Source organism: bacterium, assembly GCA_024742285.1.
Taxonomy (GTDB): domain Bacteria; phylum Myxococcota_A; class UBA9160; order UBA9160; family UBA4427; genus UBA4427.
This window is the reverse complement of record JANSYR010000020.1, coordinates 1-15,497: the sequence shown is the minus strand read 5'-3', so window position 1 is coordinate 15,497 and position 15,497 is coordinate 1. Positions and strand designations below refer to the sequence as shown.

Below are 15,497 nucleotides of genomic sequence, written 5' to 3'. Positions count from 1 at the left end.
CGGCCCCTAGGCCCGCACCTTTCAGTTATCCCGTGGGTTAATCCCTTCGATCGCTCTGAATTATCCGAATTCTTGGTTTCGGGTATGCTAGAACGACGTTGTGGTTAGGGTTAAATCCTATCTACAATGTGGTTTTTCCGTTGAGCAATTGCGTTGTGGATTTCAGGCTGTTGGCGGCCGACCTTCATGGAGATTCTTGGTGCGACCCGGAGCAAGTGCACGACCGCGAAGGAAGCGGCTCGCCGATCTTCTCGATGAACCTGGGCTTCGCTCGCGCTTCGACACCGTGCGGCAGATAAGCGCCCAGGTCCGGAGTTCGGAATACCATCTGACCAACGCTTGTAACATCCGGTGCGATGGCTGCTGGTTCTTCGCCAAGGATTTTGATCGACGGACTTCTGAGCCACCGAGCCTAGAGCGGTGGAGGTTGTTCGCTAAGGAGCAGGCTACGGACGGCGTGACGGCCGCGTTGCTTATCGGCGGCGAGCCAACGTTACATCCGGAGCGGGTCGAAGCCTTCCAGGACGCGATGGAGTTCGTGACGATCTCCACGAACGGGCTTCGGCCGCTTCCTCGCGACGGATTCGAGAACGTCGCTATCGCACTGACGCTTTTTTCCGGCGTCGGCGAAGACGATCGCTTGAGGGCTATCGCGCCGAACGGAAAACGGTTCGAGGGGTTGTTCGACACCGCGCTAGCCAACTATCGCGGCGACTCCCGCGCAACCTTTATCTACGCGCTCGACGTTCACAGGCCCGATCTAATCGACGAGACAATCTCTCGTATCGCGGACAATGGAAACGTCGTGTCCTTCAACTACTACTCGGACTACGGCTCTTCAGGTCCCAGCGACTCAAGCCGCGATATCGAGACTCGTCTTCTTGACGAGGTCTTGCGCGTAACTCAGAAGTATCCCGACACCGTTCTCTCTCATCCGTACTACTCGCGCGCATTGATTACGGGTCGCACCGAATGGGGAATGTTTGGCTACGACGAGTGCCCGAGCATCAGCGTTTCACATCCCGACCACGCTGACCGACTAAAGAACGGGAAGCCCGTTCTGCCGGGTTTCAATGCCTTCGCGGCGGATACTGAGAGCGTCGCCTTCTGCTGCACCTCCGGCGATTGCAAGAGCTGTCGCGACTCGCAGGCTGTCCACAGTTGGCTAATGGTGAATGTCCGCGAGTTCATCCGCCAGGAAGAGATCCGCACTTGGGTCGAGATCTGTGAATCCTACTGGGAGCAGTTCGTCTGGTCCCCGTTGCATCGTACGCGGCGCCTCGAATCTCGATGAGTTCGCCGGTCGCCGAGGTGCTGGCGCCGGAGGTGTTCGATCGGCTCCACCCCGTTGCCATCACGGACCCCCAAGAGATCCGAAGTATTCTCCTGTCTCTCCGCGACCAAGGAACCCTGCTATCGCGGGGGACGAATCGGGCAGTGGAGCGAGAAGAAGCGGTTATCGAGTCCGTCGACGACTCGCAGCTTCGCGTCCGGTGCCGGAACTTCGGGAAAATCGGCGAGGCGCTGTTTCTCTCGGGGTACGTACGTCACGTTCCGCACTTCTTCTCTTTGATGGTCGCGGCGGATGACTCTGGACGTAGCGGAGACGTCACGGTGTTAGCCTCTACCCCTCGCGTCGTTTATCGCTCTGAGCGGCGAGACCGAATCCGACGAGACGCGCCAGGTTGGAGGAGGATTCGACTCGTTCGCCCCGGCGAGTCCGGTGCCGGTGCGCTTGAGGCTCGGGTGGTCGACGAGTCGGGCGGCGGACTTGGCGTTGAACTCGACGAGGGCCAGTCCACCGGTGTCGGCGACGAGTTCGTGGTCGTCGAGGAGAGATCGGAGATCAGACCGTTTGCGACCGTTTGCAGCGTGGACGATTCGCGGATCGGTTCCAGACGCTGTCGCGTCGGTCTCGCTGTGTATCCCAGACGTCCCTCAGTCGCGCCGAACGCGGAAGACTTCGACGAGGTCTTTGGCGACCTCAGGCGAGGCTATTCAGCGGAGCGGACAAGCTCAGTTCCTGCTGTCCCATGCGTGGTTGGCTTCCTAAACGCCCAAGGCGAACCGGTGGTGGGGCTTCTAGACGAGACAGCCAACTGCCCAACCCAATGTCCTGCTGTCGTGATTCCGTCCGCTTGGGGTAAGACGAAGGAAACGCTCTTACCCCTCGCGCGGGCGCTTGTCGCTCAGTTCGAGGCTGAGGGACTACCGCTGCGAGTGTTGCGTTTCGACGGAGTTCGGAAACGTGGGGAGTCACACAACGACCCTGAATGTGCCGAGCCCCATCTGGGGAACTTGAACTACACCTTCTCTCAGGGGGCTGTCGACCTTGCCGGCGCCGCTTCGTACATTCGACGCGAGCAAGGGGCCACGAAAGTCTTCGTTGTCAGCTTCAGTGTCGCCTCCGTCGAGGCCAGAAGAGCTCTCGCAGACGACGAGACCAACGCTTTCGACGGCTGGGTAAGCGTCGTTGGCGCAACGGATCCTCAGTCATTGATTCGAGTGATTTCCGGGGGCGTCGACTACCTGGGCGGTGCCGAAGCTGGAGTGTCGTTCGGGGTACAAGACGTTCAGGGCTTGCTACTAGATATTGATCGGACGGCTTCGCACGCACTAGAGGAGCGAATCGCCTTTCTTGAAGACTCTCGGCGAGATTTCGCGAGAGTCTCGGTGCCGACGACTTGGATCTCCGGGCGCCACGACGCATGGATGGACCGTCGCCGGGTGGACGATGTGCTTTCCTTCGGCGATTCCTCGAATCGTAGGCATGTCGTAGCCGAGACGGGTCATCAGCTTCGTTCTAGCAAGGAAGCGGCGATGATATTTCAGTGGGTCGCCTCTGAGGTATTTCGGTTCTCCTCTGGCCGGGCTCCCAGTGTAGAAGGTCGTACCGACTACCGTGAAATGCGCGCACGACAACGGAACGAGCGCGGGAGACTTAGGGAGTTCGAGGCCAGCTCTGAAGCTGTGCGCGGATTCTGGCGTGACTATCTGGTGGGTCGCGACGGGACGCTAGGTATGGAGCTCGTGATCGAGACTCGATCTTTCCGAGATCTGATGGGTCGACAGGCAGACGCGCTGGAGATTCGAAGCGAGCACACAGTTGTCGATCTCGGAAGTGGGATCGGATCTTTTGCTCGCTACCTAGACGAATCTGGACCGCCAGAAGCCATTCCGAAGATCATTGAGGTCGATTTTGTCCGAGACGCGCTCAAGAGATCGAGGTCTCGGCGCCCCGAATCGCCGGCCAATCGTCGCAGCTGGATCTCGGCGGATCTGAGCCCGGCGGAGGGCGACGTCGGCCTACCTCTAAGGGACTGCGTAGCTGACCGCGTGTTGTTGTCTCTCGTAATAAACTACGTGCGAGATCCGATTCGGTTGCTTGACGGGGCGAGGCGGCTGCTGCGCGTCGGCGGCCTCCTCGCGGTATCCGCGCTTCGGAAGGACGCGGACACTTCCCGAATCTGCGTCGACGGAGTCCTGGAGCTGCGGGAAGGACGAGCACTTAGTGCCTTCGGCGAAGAAGGAGAGGCTGCCGCTGCGAGAGCACTTGGCACCTTCATCAATGACGCGGGAAGGCTTCTGGACCTCGAGGAGCAAGGTGTGTTCCAATTCTGGGATGACGTGGAGCTTTCGCGGATACTAGTTGCCGCTGGACTAGATGTTCTCGAGGTCGTCCCGGTCTTCGGGGAACCCGCACAGGCGTGGCTCGCAGTAGCGAGACGATCCGAAGAGTAGTGCGAGGCCCAGCTACTTTGTGACCAGCAGCAATCGTTCTGAACTCCCCAGTCTTGCAGTCTCATCAGCATTCGCTTCTCCGCGTGCTTGGTTGCTGCTCTGGCTAGGGGTCGTCGTGGCGTGCGGAGTGCTAGGGACTCGCGTTTCTGTGGATACGTCTACCGACGCGATTCTCGACCGTGAAGGAGAGCCCTGGCACTTCTACAAGGAGAGCCTCGACTACTTCGGGGGCGACGAGCTCTTAGTTGTAGCGATTTCTACGGCCGAGCCATTTTCGCGAGACCTGCTGACGCGAGTGGAGGTGATGACGGAGCGTCTCCAGGAGATCGCCGGGGTACGCCGAGTAGATAGCCTTGCCTCCGTCCCGCTCATTCGGTCCGGCGACGGCGGTGAGCTGCTGTTGGACGCGGCGCTTGAGAAGGGCCTCCCCAGTTCCGAATCAGAGGTTGCGAGACTTCGAGCCGAGGTCGAACTCGATCGTATTGCGCCGCGATCCTTGATCTCCGACGACGCTAGAACGGCTGCGATCAACGTTTATCTCGACGCGGAGCCCGATCGAACATTTGAGTCGATAGTGCTCGAGGTTCGATCCGTCGCAACGGAGGCCGGCGGAGAGGTCTTCGTTTCGGGAGTGCCGATTTTTCGAACGGAGATCAACATTCGGACAGCGAGGGAGGTCAGCAGCTTCAGCGCCGCGACCGTGGTCGTAATCTTCCTCGTGTTCTCGGTGGTCTTTGGGAGCGCTCGACTTGCGCTGCTTCCGATGGCCGTTGGAGTAGCGGGGTGTTCGGTTCTCTTGGCCTCGATGAGCGTTCTCTCGATCCCGCTAAGTCTTTCGACAATGATTCTCCCATCGGTGCTGCTGGCCTTGGGGTGCGCCTATGCGTCCCATGTGGTTTTCGCGATGGCTCGCTCGGCCGTGGCTGAAGACCGCCGCGCTCAAGCAAGAGCGATCGCGCTGCCGGTCGCGCTCTCTGGGGTGACGACGGCGATAGGCTTTCTGGCAATATCGACGACAGATATTGAAGCACTCAGAGATGTCGGGGTTCTCGGCGCAATAGGAACTCTGGGCATCACAGCAGCGGCGTTGACTCTGCCGGTCGCGGTTCTGTCGTCGTGGCCGCTCATTCTGGCGTCACACCCAGTCGCCGAAAGAGTGATCCTCGCAACGGCGAACTTCGTTCGAGCGGCCAACGCGCGCGCCGGTGTCGCCTTGCTTCTCCTCTTTGGGACCGCCGCACTCGTCTCTCTTGCCCTTCCGAGGCTGAATCTAGAGACTGACGTGACTAAGTGGTTTCCGCGCGGCACGAACGTTAGGGATGACTATGACGAGATCGGGAGTCGACTGTCTGGGATATCGCCGATCAATGTCGTAATTGAAGCGCCTGAGGGCCGTTCCGTCACAGAACCTCAGGTGATTTCGTCGATTGGTGCGCTCGCGGAATTTCTTTCGTCTGAGCACAGCGTTGGGAAGGTTGTATCGATTGCCGATCCGCTCAGCCAGGTTCACGAAGTCTACTCGCCTGGCGCGTCATCTATTGAACGTCGGGGGCAAGTCGAGCAATACCTGCTTCTGCTTGAGAGCGAGGAGCAGATCGAGGACCTGATCAGCGCAGATCGAACCCGCGCGAACATCAGGGTGCGCGTCGGCGACAACGGCTCCGGGAACCTCCTTGGGTTGGCGGAGCGCGCAGAGAACTGGTGGGACGAGAACGGCCCCGACGACTACGGCGCTCGAGCGACCGGAGTGATGTTCGAGTTCGCGAGAGCAGAGGAACAGGTGGTAAGCGGTCAGCTCAGAGGGGCAGGTCTGGCAGTTCTTTCGATATCGTTGGTGCTTCTTGCGATCTTTCGTTCTCTTCCGATAGCTGCGGCGGCTCTTGCAGCAAATCTCGCCCCGTTGGCAATTGCATTCGGCGCGATCGCTCTTATCGGGCTGCCGCTAGACGCAGGCGTTGTTCTCGTTGTGAACCTGGCCTTGGGCATCGCGGTCGACGACACGATCCACGTCGCCTCTGCTGCCCGAAAGTCTCTCGACCCGATGGCGGCCGCGCTGTCAGCGCTCCCCGCGCTTCTCACTACCACAATCGCGGTAGGTGTTGGTTTCGCTGTCTTGGGTTTCTCGAGCTTCGTCTTTACTAAGACCCTGGGCGTGCTCACGGCAGTCGTAATGGCTCTCTGCTTCGTGTTTGATGTTGTGGCATTGCCGGCGCTCCTAAGATTCGTAGGTAAAGGCACCCGCACTTAGGAGCCGTTGCTTTCATGCCGATGAGGATGGCGGCATGGATCACGCTGAGCGCAGTTGGGCAGACAGGCATGACGCCTACTGGAGAGCTGAAGGGCACGACGCGGCTGTCGAGCAGCTCAAGGGCACGTGCGCCTTCATCCTGACCTGTCAAGTTGCTTGGGTTGGCCTCGACTACTGGGCGTTCCGGGATCACTTCGCCTTCTTCTTTATCTTGAGGTTCGTGGTCGACGTATTCGTCGTCGGCGTCCTGCTGAAGTGGCGATTCGCTTCCCCGAACTTCTGCCAGCTTGCCGTCTGCGGCGCAGTCGCCGCGGAGATCCTTGGGATGGTCTACGCGGTCGATCGCGCAGACTCCCTATACTTCGCGGGTTTGATCTTCGTGCTGGTTGGCATGCCAGTCCTTCAACCGATCACGGTGCGCGGGTCTGTTGGCGTCTCGACCTTCTGTGTCTCGGGATTCGTTGCTGCCACAGCACTCTCCCCTGCAGCTTTCGATCAGCGCGCTTTCGTGATCCAAATGATCTTCATTCTCTCCGGCGCTCTCGAGAGTGCGTTCAGCTGCAACTACCTTTCAAAGACTCGAGTGGTCACGTTCGAGCAGCGGAAGGAGATCGAGGCCGCTCGGGACGAGCTTGCCTCCCTCGACGAAGCGAAAGACCGATTCTCCGCGAACGTTCATCATGAACTCCGTACTCCGCTGACGCTCATGCTCGCTCCGCTCGAGTCGATGCTTGCCGGCGATCATGGCGAGTTCTCGGCAACTGCGGATCGCACGCTTCAGACCATGCACGTCAATGGTCAGCGCTTGTTGAAGCTGATCAACAATCTGCTTGATCTGGCCAAGCTAGAGAGCGATCGCTTCTCCGTTGTCCGTCGTGAACTCGACCTCCGGAGTATCGTCGAACCGATAGTCGAAGGCGCTAGGCCAATGGCCGAGAGCAAAGGGGTCGATCTCTCATTGCAGTCTTCGGGCAGCCCGGCACTCGCCTGTGTCGACGTTGACGCGCTCGAGAAGGTTGTCGTCAATCTTGTTGGAAATGCGCTCAAGTTCACGCCTTCGGGGGGTGAGGTGGTCGTCGAGATCGGACCTGACCCGGATGAGGAAGGAGTGGTTTTCCATTGTCGAGACTCAGGAATCGGACTTGCAGCTGAGGACGTTGATCGGGTCTTTGATCGGTTTGCCCAGGTCGACGGGTCAGCAACACGAGAACATGAAGGGACAGGAATCGGACTAGCGCTTGCACGAGAGCTCGTTGAGCTTCATGAGGGGCAGATCTGGGCGGAGAGTGCAGGTGTCGGGTTTGGCACGCGGATGAGTTTTACCATTCCTTACGGCGAGCCTGACGAGATCGAGGAACAGGTCCTTGTGGACGACGATAGGGATGCTGCTTCGCCTCCGTCGGCAGCCGCGGGAGAAGGTGTCTTCGAGGCGGGCGGAATCGCTCTAGACGCCGCGCGGACAATCGACAGGTGGGCCTCGCGGGAGGGACTGGTTGGGAGCGATCCGGTCTTGGATTCCCACGCTGACCGGAGCCGTCCCAGGATCGTCGTTGCTGACGACAACTCCGATATGAGAGAGTTGCTTCACTTCCTACTGTCGAAAGAGTTCTCAGTTTCGCTTGCCCGAAACGGCGCCGAGGCGTTCGAGCTCGCGAAGCAGCTGTCACCAAGCCTGGTCGTTACGGACATCATGATGCCGGAGATGTCTGGCACCGAGCTCTGTGAGGCCATCAAGTCGGACGACGAAATCTCCCGCGTGCCCGTGATGCTGGTGTCGTCGAAGGCGGAGAACGAGATGAAGATCCGCGGTCTCGAACTCGGGGCCGACGACTATGTGACCAAACCCTTCCATCCGAAAGAGCTTCTGGCTCGTGTGCGGGGGCTCGTAAAGGTGCGGACTCTTCAGGTTGCGCTTGAGGAGCGGAACGACCAGCTGCAGTCTACGCTCGATGATTTGAAGGCGGCCGAAGCTCAGCTGGTCGAAGCGGAGCGACTTGCGGCGGTTGGCGAGTTGGCTGCCGGAATCGCGCACGAAGTAAACAACCCTGTGAACTTCGCGATAAACGCGGTCAGGACGATGCGTCGCGAAATCGAAGATCTTGCGACGCAGCTTGCGGAGGCGACCAAGCGACACCTCGCGGCCGACGGAGGCACGCCCGGTGACGGTCTTGACGAAGTAGACCTGTCCGCGACCACGGACGTGATTGTGGAACTCGGCGAGATCGTTCTTGAAGGGCTTGAGCGAACACAGTCTTTGGTGGGCGATTTGCGCGACTTCGCCTCTCCTGGTCGCGGGGAAGTTGAAAGGACGGACCTTCGAGACTGTGTAGAGTCGACCGCTGCTCTTGTTCTTCCGGCGTTCCGCGAGCGTGGAGTCTCTCTCAAGTTGTTGGTATCTGAAGAGCTGCCGGCCGTGAACGCGGATCGCTCGGCAATCTCGCAGGTCGTCTTGAATCTGCTGAAGAACGCGGGGGACGCGGTTGCAGACGACACTGGTTGTATCAGCTTGGCGCTGCGACCGGTCGGCGACTATGTGACTGTATGCGTGGACGACAACGGATCCGGGGTGTCGCCCGAGATGCAAGATCGACTCTTCGAGCCATTTGCAACTGACAAGGCTGCTGGCACGGGAACGGGGCTGGGGTTATCCGTCTCACGTCGCGTTGCGCGAGAGCACGGCGGAGACCTCCTCGTCACCGAATCTGCCCTCGGTGGCGCGCGCTTCGAGCTTCGTATTCCGTACGCGCCGATCTAGTGCTCGACTAGGCTGCAATCTGTAGTGCTGTACCGAGAAGTCGTTTCGCACGCGGCAGGGCGAGCCGATCGTACTCGCATAGAACCGCGCGAGCCTGCTCGGCCAGCTCAGAGAAATCGGCGCCAGCGGCGATCTCGTTCTTGAGTAGCTCTGCAAGCGCGTACATGTGCCACGACGGCGCGTATCGCTCCCTTTCCTCCGTCACTGCATTCTGGAGGTACATGCGAGCACGACGGAAGTCTTGCTGTTCCCGTAGAAGAGCACCCAGGTATCGCGCGAACGAGCCGAAGTAGGTGACGCCGTATCCCGCGGAAGCAGAATGCTCCGAGAGTGGCTCGAGGTGGTCGATTAGCCGCGATCGGACCTGTGGCGACCCACACGTTGCAGCCGCTTCCCCGAGCACCGCGATTCCCAATCCGCCACCTGGCTCTGAGGACAGTCTGCGCATGCACTCGCTGTCGAAGGCTTCTAGCTGTCCGTGAGCTTCTGCGCCGCTTCCGGAGAGTGCCAGCGACCAGATCAACAGGGCCTTCCAGAACATGACTGTCGGCTGCGCGGCGGAAAGAGACCGGACAACCGGGACGATAAGTTCTGGTTGGTCTCGCTCAAGCTGCCATGATGCGCGTTGCCCGGCGAATGTCAGAAAGACATTCATGTCGTGGTTGTTCTTCGCCACCAGCACATACTCGCTTGCCAGCAATTCCGCCTGCCTAAGGTCGCCAGCGAGCGCTGACAGCATGCTGTCGATAGCGATCGAAAGCCATCCGTACTGGGGAAGCTGGTACCGTGATGCGAGTTCTCTGTGAAGTGCGTTCTCAGTTCGGATACTCGAGATGTCGCCGATCTCCAAAAGGGCGGCGATCTTTCGCGTATGGCACAGGAGCGTTGATGGGATGTCGCCGACGTCGATCGACAGCTTCTCCAGTTCGTTACAGGTCCGTAATCGTCTACTGGCGTTACTGGGGCCATTTAGCGTCTCCGCTAGGGCCGCAAGTGCGCCAATCTCTGCGTGCCTGGATCCGGTCTTCCTTGCGGCCGAGAGAGCAGAAGCGGCCAGCTCGTCTCTTGCCGGAGGGGCCTGGCTCCATTGGGTTGCAAGTGAAAGGCGAGCCTGAAGCAGCGCGCGGGTCTCCTCGTCGTCTGGGTCGAGGCATTCGAGAGATTCCTCGATGAGTCGAATAAGTGCCGTGTCCTGGACGCCGAACTCGATCGTTAAGAAATCGGGTGCGAGAGAAAGCGCGCAAGTGGCGATAGCCTTGGAATCGCCTGCCGATCGAGCGATGTCCGCGGCGTCGAGCAGGATTGCGCGCGCCGACTCGCGGTCGCCACAATAGAGAGTCGCCTGGGCGAGCTCGATGAGTAGGCCGACGCGTTCCCGAGGCTCTTGGGGAAGGTGATTGCGGTCGTGGATCTCGACTGCTTGTTCAAGGAGGCGCTTCGACTCCGAGTACGCATGGCGCTGTGATGCTTGTGCGGCAGCTTGAAGCGTGGCCTCCATTGCTTCTGCTGCATCACCGACCGGCAAGGCCTGTGTGAGATGGTGGGCAACTTCCGCAGCTATGGGATTGGAGCTAGGTGCGCCCTTCAGATGTTCGGCATATCGTAGGTGCGCTCGCCGACGATCGAGCGGCGGAAACGTCCTGTACAGGGATTCCCTGAGGATCGAGTGATTGAACATGAACGTCCCACTCTGTTCTCTGAGTATCCATGCATCGACTGCCGGCTGCAGATAGTCGAGCGCATCTGCGAGGTCGAAGCCGGCCGTCTTGCAGAGTGCCTCCGGGCCGAAACGATCCCCGAGCACTGATGCCGCTTCTAAGGCCGTGCGCGTGAGGCGTGGTAGGTCCGATAGTTGCCTTGCGACGATCTCACGAGCGTGTAGTGGGAGTCCATCCAAGCTGAATCCTCGGTTGCTCGATGAAGACAGGGCCGAGAGGCTTCGGATTAGGTGCGTAACGTAGAACGCGTTGCCGTTGGTCTGGGCAACGAGGCTCTTCGCGACTGAGGGGATATCGTCCCCAAGAGGGTCGAGCAGCGTCTCGACGTCGGGGGGCTCTAGTGGGCTCACTGAGAGTTGGGAGCAAAGCTGCAGGTCTGCGATGTCGGCGATTAGATCTGACGTCGCCTGCGATGCGGGCCTGGGGCGTGTCGTCGCGATGACGAATAGTGGGGTTCTGTCTAGTTCGTCTGCGATCCAGTACAGCAGCAGAAGAGAGTCGTGGTCGAGTCGATGAATGTCGTCGATAAGAAGTACAGCGGGCCCCCTCTCGCTGAGCGCGCAGATCGCAGAGGTCCATCGTCTGAACGAGTTCACGCGTCGCGTACGATCAGCACCGGCGTCTTCTGATGGTCGCAGGCCGAGTTCGGGAATGTCGTCCCCTAGCGCTCGCGCGAAACGCTCGACGTCTGACCCCGAGCTTGAATCAGCGACCGCTTTTCGGAGGAGGTTCGCCCACGGTAGGAAGGGGAGGGCACCTTCCGAGGGCGCGGCTCGTGTCGAATACGTTGGTGTTTCGACCGAGGCCGTGGCGCTGAATTCCTCGAGTAGGCGAGACTTGCCCATGCCAGCCTCGGCGGACACCAGCACTAGTCGTCCGATCCCGGATACTCGCACCTTGCGCCAAGCTGCGTGAAGTCGACTCATCTCAGCTTCTCGACCCACAAACGGAATTCGTTCAAGCTGGGCGCGTGTGTCCGCGACCGTGGCTAGGCCTATGCCACGAACTGCGCCAATGAAGCGGTAGCCGCGCGTTCGGTGAGACGTTATGTACCGGGGGTTCTTGGGGTCGTCTGTCAACACCTGCCGAATCGACATGATGCAGGTTGGAATCGTCGATGCGCTGACTTCAGCGCCCTTCCAGATTCGTTCGCGAAGCGTCTCTCGATTCACTATTCGGTGTCGGTTCTCGATCAGATAGATGAGGGCATTTAGCGGCCTCGCTCCGATCTCCAGCTGCACGCCGCCCCTTGTGAGCGTGAATAGATCCAAGTCGATTTCAAAGTCATCGAATCCGAGCGTCGGCATGATGGGCTCCCCGTCTGCTCCGCTTGAACGCCACATTGGTTCGAGCGCGCAAGCGTCACGGCCCAGTATCTCCACGGAACAAGTTCAGGTGGGTTTCAATCAGCAAGTTAGGCCTTGGCTTCGAATCCCTCGGGGAGCGAGGGCGCGGACGCGGTCTATCGGGGGCGGCGGGCCTTCATCCTACGCCCATCCACCACAACCCCCCCAACCGCTTCGAGCGCCTCGGTACACCCCGGGCAGCCGATGATCCCAACCGAGACGCGCTGCGTCGGCTGGGCGTGCAGTCTTCGGCCACGCGCGGTCAGCGTCCGACCGGACGGGCGCTCCACGGCGGCGCCATCGATCGGGCGGCCGTTGAACTCAGACTGGACCTGCTTCGGGCCGGTTCGGGTGAAGCGGCCCTGGGCTTCGATCGAGACGTCGGCGACTGCGGTCGAGGGGAGGGCGAGCGCGGCGCACGCTGACAGGCTCGCGATCAGAGCAGGGATTCGGGGGTGTCGCCGCATGGGATGGCTTCCTCTATGGTTCGCGCCGACCCGCCGGCGCACGCGCCGAGGGATCCACTAAAACGTGGGTAGATCGATACGAATATCGCGGAGTTGCCGCTGAGATGCGCGTGACTTGCGTCTCCGGGAGAGAGGCCGGGCGCTCTCTCAAAGAGCGTCGAGCGGACCTCAGGTTTCCGCGATTCGGAACGGACTCTGCTCTTCCACCCCTGGAGACCCCCCAATGAACTTCGGATTCACCGAGGAGCAGGAGCTTCTCCGCGCCGAGGTCCGGAAATTCCTGGACCAGAACGCGCCCCTCGAACGCGTGCGTGAGATCGTGGAGGCCGAAGGCGGCCCCGGAACCGATCCTGCGCTCTGGGCTCGGATGGCCGAGCTCGGTTGGGTCGGCCTCAACATGCCCGAGGCTCACGGCGGCGTCGGGCTCGACCTCGAGACGCTGCTCGTGGTCCTCGAAGAGACCGGTCGCTCGCTCTTTCCGTCGCCGCTGATCTCAACGGTCCTCGCGGCCAAGGCGATCGAGCGCTTCGGCTCCGAGGAGCAACAGGCGCGCTGGATCCCGGGCCTGGCCGATGGCTCGAAGGTCGGGACCTTCGCGTTCATGGAGCGGAGCGACACGCTCGGGGCGGAAGGCGTCGAGACGCTCGCCAAGCCGGACGGGGACGAGCTGATCCTGTCGGGCGAGAAGCGCTACGTGACCGACGCGGCCGCTGCGGATCTCAGCGTCGTGGCGGTCCGGTCCGGGTCCGACGCCCAGTCGCTCTCGCTCGTCGTCGTCGAGAAGGGGACCGCGGGCGCCACGGCCGTCGACTACGACGCGATGGATCTCACGAAGCGGATCGGCAGCCTCACCCTCGAAGACGCGCGGGTCGGAACCGACTGCGTGCTGGGCGAGCAGGGCGCGGCCTGGCCCGCGATCCAGTGGCTGCTCGATCTCGGTGCGGCGCTCGTGACGGCGGAAGCGGTCGGCGCGGCCGAAGCGGCGCTCGAGATCACGACCGAGTTCGCGAAGGAGCGCGTCCAGTTCGACGAGCAGATCGGCAAGTTCCAGGGCGTGAAGCATCCGCTCGCCGACATCTACGTCGACGTCGAGTCGTTCCGGTCCCTCGTCTACTACGCGATCTGGGCGCTCGACCAGGACGCCGACGACGCACGCGTCGCCGTGTCTCGGGCCAAGGCGTACTGCGCCGATGCGTTCCCGCAGGCCGGGATCATGGGCGTCCAGCTGCACGGCGGCGTCGGATACACCTGGGAATACGACATCCAGCTCTATCTCAAGCGCGCCAAGTGGGTTCGGCCCATGTTCGGTGACGCGGACCATCACTACGAGCGCGTCGCGCTCCTCGGAGACCTCTAGCCATGGATTTCCAGCTTTCCGAAGAAGAAGAGGCCTTCCGCAAGGAAGTCGTGTCCTTCCTCGACGAGCACCTGCCGGAAGGAACCGAGCGCACGCCCGAGTTCCAGGCGAAGTGGACGAAAGCGATCCGCGAACGCCGCTGGGTCGGGTTCTCTTGGCCCCAGGAAGTCGGCGGCGGCGGCGGCGGAATCATGGAGCAGGTGATCCTCAAGGACGAGATGGCGAAGCGGAAGGCGCCCGCCCTCGGCTCCTGCTTCATGGGTCTCGCGTGGGTCGGTCCCTCGATCATCCAGTACGGAACCGAAGAGCAGAAGCAGAAGTACATCCCCGACATCCTGGACGGGAAGTACCAGTGGTGCACCGGCTATTCCGAGCCGGATTCCGGGTCGGACCTGGCGAGCCTCAAGTGCAAGTGCGAGCGCGACGGCGACGAGTACGTCGTCAACGGCCAGAAGATCTGGACCTCGATCGCCATGTGGTCGAAGATGATGATCCTGCTCGTCCGAACCGAGACCGAGGTCGAGTCGAAGCACGACGGGATCACCTGTCTCCTGGTCGAGATGGACACGCCCGGAATCGAGGTCCGGCCGATCAAGAACATGAGCGGCGGCGCCATGTTCGCCGAGGTCTTCTTCGACAACGTCCGCGTCCCCGTCGAGAACCGACTCGGCGACGAGGGGCAGGGCTGGCAGGTCACGATCTCGGCGCTCGCGAGCGAGCGCTCGTCGATCGCCGAGGTTCACGGCCTGATCCGCAAGATCGAAGAGGTCAAGGAACTCGCGCGCAACACGATCCGCGGCGGTCGCGCCATGAGCGAAGACCCCGGGATCCGTCGCCGGATCGCCCAGGCGGAAACGAAGATCGAGGCGATGCGCCTGAACGGCATGCGCTTCCTGACCAAGCAGCTGAAGGGCGAGCCGCTCGGCTCCGAGACCTCGATCAACAAGCTCCACCGGGCTGACCTCGAGATCGGTCTCGGCGAGCTCGCGCTCGAGATCCTCGGCTCCTCCTCGACCCTGATGGGCGGGGACGACGCCGTCGACGGCGGCGCCTGGGCGAAGTACTCGCTCAACTGGCCCGAGGTCGTGATCGGGGGTGGGACGCCGAACATCCAGCGGAACATTATTGCCGAGCGGATATTGGGGTTGCCGAAGGATTGAGGTGGGCTGGCTGGCGCGTGTGGCCTACCCGCGCGTGCCGCGCGATTCCTGGACGGAGCAGCTCATGTCGGATGAGCTGCTCGTCCTCCGCACTCTCGGGTGAATCTCGCCGATGGGTGAGCCGTGCCAGCGATCGTTGATCGGCGTGCCGAGATTCCGCCCCATCGTGCAGGCTGCCGAGGACGTCCACCGCTACTGGCACGTGAGGCTCCCGCAGCCGCTCGTGGCTCGGGCTTCGCGACGAAATTTGCACCCCCGACCCTCAGATTCGAAGCCCGCGGCGCCCCTAGATCGAGGCGTTGATCTGCGAGTGGAATGCCCGCTGAAGTGCGTCGGACCACGCTACGGGTCCAACCAGAGCCTCTAGTGCCTTGGTTTGGACGCTCTTAGATGACTCCGTCGACGAGCGAGGACCCCAGAGAAAACGCCCGAGCAGCTCATTGCTGATGAGCCGGCGCCCGAAGGGCTCTCCTGCTGATTCCCGACTGCCGCGGTATCTCGGTACCCAACGCGTCGGCGTCGGAGTTCGAGCGTCGGCACGAACTGCTGCGCGAGCGCTGATGCCAACCAAAGCCCTAGTCTGATGGCGACGAGCCGAAATCGCGGCAGCGTCCTCCGATTCCCTTCGGCTGGAACTCGAGGAGAGATGACTCGACCGCTGGTACCCGTGTCCTAGAGCTCGTCCACCCTCGGCGAGTGCGGCAC

Annotated in this window: 7 protein-coding genes; 6 read left to right on the top strand and 1 reads right to left on the bottom strand. The window is 61.4% G+C overall.

The annotated features are described in order from the left end of the window. Window positions 1-199: 199 nt before the first annotated feature. The 4 genes from NXI30_25890 to NXI30_25875 all read left to right on the top strand — a co-directional run bounded on the left by NXI30_25890 (window position 200) and on the right by NXI30_25875 (window position 8,744). Window positions 200-1,294 (top strand): radical SAM protein, encoded by a 1,095-nt coding sequence (locus NXI30_25890; GenBank protein ID MCR9097664.1) that lies wholly within the window; start codon window positions 200-202, stop codon window positions 1,292-1,294. Further along, the gene (locus NXI30_25885) at window positions 1,291-3,741 is read left to right on the top strand and encodes a class I SAM-dependent methyltransferase (protein ID MCR9097663.1); all 2,451 of its coding nucleotides are present in this window, start codon (window positions 1,291-1,293) and stop codon (window positions 3,739-3,741) included. The genes NXI30_25890 and NXI30_25885 overlap by 4 nt, the downstream gene beginning before the upstream one ends. Window positions 3,742-3,889: 148 nt before the next feature. Next, the gene (locus NXI30_25880) at window positions 3,890-5,989 is read left to right on the top strand and encodes an MMPL family transporter (GenBank protein ID MCR9097662.1); all 2,100 of its coding nucleotides are present in this window, start codon (window positions 3,890-3,892) and stop codon (window positions 5,987-5,989) included. 34 nt (window positions 5,990-6,023) lie between these two features. Continuing rightward, on the top strand, window positions 6,024-8,744 hold the full coding sequence (locus NXI30_25875) for an ATP-binding protein (GenBank protein MCR9097661.1): 2,721 nt from the start codon (window positions 6,024-6,026) through the stop codon (window positions 8,742-8,744). Between the two features lie 7 nt (window positions 8,745-8,751). Here NXI30_25875 and NXI30_25870 read toward each other — a convergent pair whose 3' ends face one another. Beyond that, entirely contained in the window at window positions 8,752-11,769 is a 3,018-nt protein-coding gene (locus NXI30_25870) for an AAA family ATPase (GenBank protein MCR9097660.1), read from the bottom strand. Between the two features lie 729 nt (window positions 11,770-12,498). Here NXI30_25870 and NXI30_25865 point away from each other — a divergent pair. Both NXI30_25865 and NXI30_25860 read left to right on the top strand, forming a co-directional pair. After that, on the top strand, window positions 12,499-13,632 hold the full coding sequence (locus tag NXI30_25865) for an acyl-CoA/acyl-ACP dehydrogenase (GenBank protein MCR9097659.1): 1,134 nt from the start codon (window positions 12,499-12,501) through the stop codon (window positions 13,630-13,632). Window positions 13,633-13,634: 2 nt separating this feature from the next. Next, a complete protein-coding gene (locus NXI30_25860) occupies window positions 13,635-14,792 on the top strand; it encodes an acyl-CoA dehydrogenase family protein (protein MCR9097658.1) in 1,158 nt (385 codons plus the stop codon). The last annotated feature ends 705 nt before the right edge of the window (window positions 14,793-15,497 follow it).